Origin of the sequence: Candidatus Aquicultor secundus, assembly GCF_002791875.1 — a bacterium.
GTDB classification, from domain to species: Bacteria; Actinomycetota; Aquicultoria; order Aquicultorales; family Aquicultoraceae; genus Aquicultor_A; species Aquicultor_A secundus.
Map to the genome: position 1 here is coordinate 269 of NZ_PFNG01000187.1, position 4,602 is coordinate 4,870.

Genomic DNA, 4,602 nt, shown 5'->3' on the forward strand with positions numbered 1-4,602 from the left:
GGAAACCACGCCTTGATGCGCCAGGACTAGTCCACCACGTTATTGCGCGCGGCATCGAGCGAAGAGAGATTTTTGTCGACGATGCCGATAGACGTACGCTTTTTGCCCAAATAAGTAAACTTGCGGGCGGTGATAACAACCACATCTATGCCTTCTGTTTGATGCCAAACCACATCCATCTGTGTGTGCGAACCCTTGCCATGCCGCTTGCGACCTTTATGCGGCGCTTACTAACGCGCTATGCCATCTACTTCAACCACCGGCACAAGCGATGCGGGCACCTGTTTCAGAATCGATACAAATCTTTTGTTGTCGATGAGGAAAATTATCTGCTCGAACTTATCCGCTATATCCACTTGAATCCGGTACGTGCAGGGACGATTAACGGACTTGATGCGCTTGAGCGCTGGCCTTATGCGGGGCATGCCGCACTCATGGGCAGGGTGAAGCTTTCTTGGTTTGCGTCAGAGCATGCTCTTTCGCTTTTTGCCGGCAAGCGCTCTCCTCGTGAAAGACTGGCTACGTTTATGCAGGAGGGGCTGGAGCGCAGCTCGAATTATGAGCTATCCGGTGGCGGTTTAAAGAGAAGTCTTAAAATAAGAGAGCGGAGTGAGCGCGCTGCAACAGGCGCTTTTGATGAGCGCATCTTAGGAGCGAGCAGCTTTGTCGAGGCAGTTCTTGCTAACATAGAGCACCCGCCCAGGGATCAAGCCCCTAAAGTATCACTTGAGGAACTGAAGCAAATCGTTGCCACGGTATTTGGCCTTACGGACGCTGAGTTATGCTCCGGCTCGAGGCGACCTACTATCGTAAGCGCTCGAGATGCGCTCATATGGTATGGGGCACAGCATCTTGGCATACGAGCGGCGGAGATCGCATCGACCTTAAATATCACGCCATCGGCTGTCTGCACTGCGCTTCGGTTAAAGCGGGGCAAAGAGTCCAGCGAGCGGTTATTGATGTAGACTTATTTGCCTAAATTAAGAACGTCCCCTAAACTAAAGACTATGTTAAATGACATTGACATTAAATCCATCAAAGGTCTTTCCGATGCCGAGGCCGCCAACAGGCTCAGGCAAGAAGGCTATAACGAACTTCCTTCAACCCAGAGGCGTAATATCTTCGCCATCGCATTTCAGGTCATCCGCGAACCGATGTTTTTGCTGCTCGTTGCGGGCGGCGCAATCTATCTGATAGTGGGCGATATAGAGGAGGCGGTGCTTCTTTTAAGCTTTGTCTTTGTCGTCATGGGGATTACCTTTTACCAGGAGCGAAAAACCGAGCGGGCGCTCGAGGCGCTTCGCGATCTCTCAAGCCCGCGTGCGCTCGTTATCCGTGGCGGCAAGGAAGAGCGGATAGCGGGCCGTGATGTCGTGCGCGAGGATATTATGGTGCTGACCGAGGGCGATCGCGTGCCGACGGATGCCGTCATGTTGTCAAGCAACGACCTTTCCGTCGACGAATCGCTTCTAACAGGGGAATCGGTACCGGTCAGGAAAACTCCCTGGGATGGAGAGATGCATATAACACGCCCGGGCGGTGAAGACCTGCCGTTTGTGTACTCCGGGACGCTCGTCGTTTCCGGCCAGGGAATAGCGCGAGTTCTGGCGACCGGTATTAATACCGAGATGGGCAAAATCGGAAAAGCGCTGCGCGAGCTTGAACCCCAGGAGACGCCGTTGCAGGAGAAAACCGCAGGCCTGGTGAAAACATTGGCAATAGTGGCACTCTCACTCGCGATCCTCGTTGTCATAGCCTACGGAGTTACCAGGGGAAACTGGCTTAATGGTCTTCTTGCGGGCATTACGCTTGCCATGGCGACTATCCCGGAAGAAATCCCGGTCATCCTTGTCGTATTCCTGGCGCTCGGTGCATGGCGAATCTCGCAAAACCGCGTGCTTACACGGCGCGTTCCCGCGGTTGAGACGCTGGGCTCGGCCACCGTGCTCTGTGTAGACAAAACGGGCACACTCACGCTTAACCGCATGACCGTAAGCAAAATCTACGCCGGCGGCGAGTATCATAAAGTCGACTATAACGCGCCCGTGTCGCTCCCCGAGAAGTATCACCAGATCGTGGAGTTCAGCATCCTGGCGAGCGAGCGCGATCCTTTTGACCCCATGGAGAAGGCGTTTAAGGAGCTTGGGGGGCATTACCTTGCCCACACCGAGCACCTGCACGGCGACTGGAATCTGGTGCACGAATATTCCTTGTCCCCCGAGCTGCTGGCCCTGTCGCACGTTTGGAAGTCACCGAACAGCGATGAGTACGTGATCGCCGCCAAAGGCGCCCCTGAGGCTATCGCCAACCTTTGCCATTTCAACGAGGCTGAGATGCAGGACCTTGCCCGGAATATCAACGAAATGGCAAATGAAGGCCTGCGTATTCTTGCCGTGGCCAAGGCACACTATAAAGGGGCTACATTTCCAGCAATACAGCACGACTTTGATTTTGAATACTTGGGGTTGATCGGGCTCTCCGATCCGGTGCGCCCGACCGTCCCGCAGTCGGTAAAAGAGTGCTATGATGCCGGGATAAGGGTAGTGATGATTACCGGCGATTACCCCGGCACCGCGCAAAGCATCGCACGCCAAATCGGTCTTACCCGTGTTGATGAATTCATGACCGGGGCAGAGCTTGAGCAGATGGACGAGCTTGAGCTTGAGCAGCGCGTTAAAACAGTGAATATCTTTGCGCGCGTTGTCCCCGAGCAAAAACTGCGCCTGGTGAGCGCCCTAAAGGCTACCGGCGAGATCGTTGCCATGACCGGCGACGGTGTAAACGACGCCCCGGCGCTTAAAGCGGCAAATATCGGTATCGCCATGGGAGGACGGGGCACCGACGTTGCCCGCGAGGCTGCATCGCTTGTGCTTCTCGACGACGACTTTGCATCCATCGTCCAGGCGGTAAAACTTGGACGCAGGATCTTCGACAACATCCGAAAGGCGCTTTCTTACGTCTTTGCCATTCATGTTCCCATCATCGGGATGTCGCTTATTCCGGTGCTCTTTGACCTGCCGCTCGTACTCCTGCCGGTTCATATCGTCTTCCTTGAGCTTATTATCGACCCGGCAAGCTCTGTAGTTTTTGAAGCCGAACCCGAGGAGGCCGATGTAATGGAACGCCCGCCCCGCGATCCCAGAGAGCCGCTTTTTGGGCGCAGACTTATGACTATAAGCATATTGCAGGGGTTAAGCGTCCTTTTGATCGTGCTATCGGTTTACCGCACGGCGCTATACCTGGGGCATAGCCCAACAGATGCCCGCGCCCTCGCGTTTACAACGCTCATCATCGCGAACCTAGGCCTTATACTTACAAATCGCTCCTGGTCACGGAATATCCTGGCGGCATGTCGTACGCCGAACGCCGCCCTCTGGTGGGTAATAGGCGGCGCAATTTTGTTTCTTGCCCTTGTAATATATGTCCCGGTCCTGCGAAGTCTCTTCCGCTTTACGATTTTGCATCCGATCGACATAGCGGTCTGCCTAACCGCCGGTATTGCAAGTATCCTGTGGTTCGAAGGACTAAAGCTGATCAGCAGTCATAATAATCGGCCACTGGACCAGGAATTGATGTCGTAGCCGGATCCATCCAACAACCGATTAACCAGAAAACACCCCGCCCAGCGGTACAATACACACCTATTTTGTGCTAATATCCTGCTTAGTTTGTTTTTTACCAAGGAGGAGATTAATGAGGAAAATCATTGCCGGTTTACTTATCCTGGCGCTCAGCTTCCTGGCAATTGGCTGTAGCACCACAAAAACCGCAACAAGCACATCGGGAGGAGACAAAAGCACAACAGAGAAAGCGACATCTACACCCGCGACCATCAGAATCGGAACGCTTCCAACCGAGGATACCCTGGCTATCCATGTCGCCGACCAGAAGGGGATTTTTAAAAACAGAGACCTTGAGGTAAAGGTTACCGTGTTTAAAAGCGCCCAGGAGCGCGACGCGGCACTTCAGGCCGGTCAGATCGACGGCTTTATGGGTGATATCGTTGCCGTTGCCGCGCTGCAGCAAAGCGGTACCCCCGTTTCCATCGTGAGCATTTTGCTTGGGGCCGTGCCGTCCGAGGGGCGCTTCGGCATTGTAGTACCTCCAGAATCCACCGCGACAACAGTCGCCCAACTTAAAGGTATGCCGATTGCCACATCAAGTAACACCATCACCGAATATGTCATCGACTCGCTGTTTAAAGAAAACACTCTCAATGACAGCGATATCAAGAAAGTCGAGATCAAGGCCCTGCCGGTTCGTCTGGAGGCCGTAATGAGCGGTCAGGTGCAGGCTGCAGCGTTGCCGGATCCATTGCTGGCTCTTGCAGTAAAGCAAGGCGCACACCTAATCGTCGACGATACGAAGGGCGCCAACATCTCCCAGACGGTTCTCGTATTCAGAAAAGATTTCTTGGTTAAGGATGAGAATAAAACCGCAGTCAAAAGCCTGCTCGTAGGCATAAATGACGGCGTAGGCCTGATCAATAAAAATCCCGACGCCTATCGCAAGCTGCTTGTCGATAAAGCCAAGCTGCCAAAGCCGATCGAGAACTCATATAAGATCAACACGTATCCGGAAGTCCAGCTTCCGACCAAGGAT

Annotated in this window: 3 protein-coding genes; all 3 read left to right on the forward strand. The window is 53.7% G+C overall.

The genetic code is table 11. The annotated features are described in order from the left end of the window. On the forward strand, nucleotides 1-965 hold a 965-nt coding region (locus tag COY37_RS07970), incomplete at its 5' end, for a transposase (RefSeq protein ID WP_286977124.1). 42 nt (nucleotides 966-1,007) lie between these two features. Continuing rightward, a complete protein-coding gene (locus COY37_RS07975) occupies nucleotides 1,008-3,581 on the forward strand; it encodes a cation-translocating P-type ATPase (protein WP_286977125.1) in 2,574 nt (857 codons plus the stop codon). 112 nt (nucleotides 3,582-3,693) lie between these two features. Beyond that, nucleotides 3,694-4,602, forward strand: a 909-nt coding sequence (locus COY37_RS07980; RefSeq protein ID WP_286977128.1) for a MetQ/NlpA family ABC transporter substrate-binding protein, incomplete at its 3' end; no start/stop codon positions are given.

What these genes read in the sequence shown, in the direction of transcription:
- COY37_RS07975 (WP_286977125.1), top strand. Translation starts at nt 1,008, where the DNA reads ATGTTAAATGACATTGACATTAAATCCATCAAAGGTCTTTCCGATGCC.